Here is a 2,432-nt window from a genome sequence, read left to right as displayed (position 1 = left end):
CGCGGGGCCGGGTAGGAGACCCCGCCCCGGCGGCCCGGATCACTTCGACTTCAGTGCCTGGGGTGTCGGGGTGAAGTGCCCGGCGGCGACGCGGTAGAGCGTGTGGTGGCCGGTCCTGCGCCAGACCCGGCGCAGGACGTACACCAGTTTCGGGTTGTGCTCCTCGATCTGGCCGATCGCGCGGGCGATGGTCCGCTCCCACTCCTCGGCGTGCGCCGGGTCCGTCCCGTCGTCGAAGGAGTCCGCGAAGCGGGCGTGCAGGGCGGCGAGTCGCGTGCGGTCCGGGAACTCGGCGCGGGAGAAGAGGACGCACAGGATGCCCCGCCAGTAGGAGCGGACGGCCTCGCGCTGCTGCTCGGCGGGGAGCCGGCTCGCGATCTGTTCCATGGCGTGGAGCGAGGTGATGAGGTGGAGGGCGATGAAGTCGCCGGGCATCGCCAGGTAGAGCAGGGTGACGGCGTAGTACAGCCGGTCCCAGGCGGCACCGGGGTCCTCCTCCGTCCAGGGCGGGGTCCGGTCGATCAGCGGGTGGCCCTCGCCGAGGACCCGGGCGATCCGGTACTGGAGTCCGGCGAGTTCGGGATGGATGCCGGCGGTCGCCCCGGGCGAGGTGTCGGCGATCAGGGTCTCGGCCCATTTCCGCAGCCCTTCCGGGTCGCGCTCCCACTCCCCCGCGACGCGCAGCAGGGAGTCCACCGGGCGCTCCCCCGTGTGCTCCGGCGCCGGGGTGGCCCGTTCCGGGTGGCAGGAGACGGCGGAGAAGGCGAGGTAGGCCAGGCCCTCGATGGTCATCCAGCGGTTTCCGGCGTCCAGGGCCCAGCCCAGGTGGATGGTGGCGTGGGTGAAGGCGCCGACCCAGCCGGGCAGCAGCGGGGGGACATAGCGGCGCAGCAGTGCGTCGAGGCCGAGTTCGCGCTCGCGCCGGTCGAAGAACGCGCAGTAGTCGGCGTAGTGGCTGCGGGCGCCGATCCACTGCTCCCAGGTGTCCTCGGTGATGGCTCCCCGGGAGGTCCTGGCCGGTTCCAGGGGGTAGCCGTAGGGGGTGAGCGTGGTGTAGTCGCGGTAGTACGCCTCGATCGTCTCGTCCGGGGCGCCGAGGCCGGCGAGGGCGACGACCGCGTGTTTGGCGTGGTTGCTGAGGTGTCTGGCGGACGGCAGCAGCCGGTCGGCGGGGAACGCGGGGCCGGTGAGGCCGGGGTCGCTGTTGAACTCGATGTAGTGGGTGCGGTCGTTGAGCAGCCGCTCGACGAGGGTGGCGTCGGTCATGGTCGTTCGGCTCACTTCTCGCTCTCGTCGTCGGCGGCGGCTTGGAGCCAGGACAGGTAGCGTTCCCCGGTGTCGGGGAAGAGGGTGACCACCGTCCGGCCGGCGTACTCGGGCCGGGCGACCAGCGTCCGGCAGGCGTGCGCGGCGGCTCCCGAGGAGACGCCGACCAGCAGTCCGGCGATGCGGGCGAGCCGCCGGGCGGCGGCGAAGGCGTCGCTGTCGGAGACGGTGAGCACCTCGTCGATGACGTCGAGGTCGGTGGTGGGGGCGACGAATCCGCCGTTGAGACCGGGGATGCGGTGCAGGCCGCCCCAGCCCTCGCTGAGCACCGGGGAGCGCTCGGGTTCGACGGCCACCACCCGGACGGCGGGGTTCTGTTCCTTGAGGTAGCGGGCGGTGCCGGAGAGGGTGCCGCCGGTGCCGACCCCGCAGACCAGCACGTCGACGCGGCCGTCGGTGTCGCGCCAGATCTCCGGCCCGGTGGTGGCGTAGTGGGCCTGGACGTTGTCGGGGTTCTCGTGCTGGCAGGCGAACCAGGAGCCGGGCAGTTCGCGGTGGATCTGCTCCGCCTTCTCGATCGCGGCCACGTACCCCTGTTCGTGCGGGGTCAGCACGATCTCGGCGCCGAAGGCGCGCAGCAGCTGGACGCGTTCGCTGGTCGCGTTGTCCGGCAGGACGATCACGCACCGGTAGCCGCGCGCGGCGCACAGCGCGGCCAGTGAGATGCCGGTGTTGCCGGAGGTGGCTTCCACGACGGTGCCCTCGCCGCGGCGCAGCAGCCCGCGTTCCTCGGCGGCCTCGATCATGTAGAGGCCGGTGCGGTCCTTGACGCTGGAGAGCGGGTTGGCCATCTCCAGTTTGGCGTACACGGTGGTGTCCTCGTGGGCGGCGCCGAGGTCCAGCCGGACCATGGGGGTGTCGCCGATGAGGTGTTCCAGGGAGGCGGCCACCGGCCGCTTGGTCGACGTGAGCACAATGCCTCTTTCCGAAGGTGGGGTCACCAGGTGGGGAAGGCCGCCGGGGAGCCGTGCTCCCGGCGGGAGGGGGCGGTCAGGGTGGGGGCGGGGCGGGACCGGCGGGGGGCAGGGCCGGGGCGGCGGTGCCGGGGTTCGGCGACGGGTGCCAGGACGCGCGCGCCGGCGGGGACGTCCTTGATGACCAGCGCC

Annotated in this window: 2 protein-coding genes; both read right to left on the bottom strand. The window is 72.8% G+C overall.

Going from position 1 to position 2,432, the window contains the following annotated elements; genetic code table 11:
• Nucleotides 1-39: 39 nt before the first annotated feature.
• Nucleotides 40-1,266 (bottom strand): questin oxidase family protein, encoded by a 1,227-nt coding sequence (locus ACFV5N_RS27070; protein WP_385604950.1) that lies wholly within the window; start codon nt 1,264-1,266, stop codon nt 40-42.
• Between the two features lie 11 nt (nt 1,267-1,277).
• A complete protein-coding gene (gene cysK / locus ACFV5N_RS27065; RefSeq protein ID WP_385604948.1) occupies nt 1,278-2,240 on the bottom strand; it encodes a cysteine synthase A in 963 nt (320 codons plus the stop codon).
• Nucleotides 2,241-2,432: the final 192 nt, after the last annotated feature.

The sequence above is a fragment of the Streptomyces sp. NPDC059853 genome, assembly GCF_042731495.1.
Taxonomy (GTDB): Bacteria; Actinomycetota; Actinomycetes; order Streptomycetales; family Streptomycetaceae; genus Streptomyces.
The sequence above is the reverse complement of the archived record's forward strand: the minus strand, read 5'-3'. Positions and strand labels throughout refer to the sequence as shown.

Coding starts and splice junctions, on each gene's coding strand:
- ACFV5N_RS27070 (WP_385604950.1), bottom strand. CDS start 1,266: ATGACCGACGCCACCCTCGTCGAGCGGCTGCTCAACGACCGCACCCAC.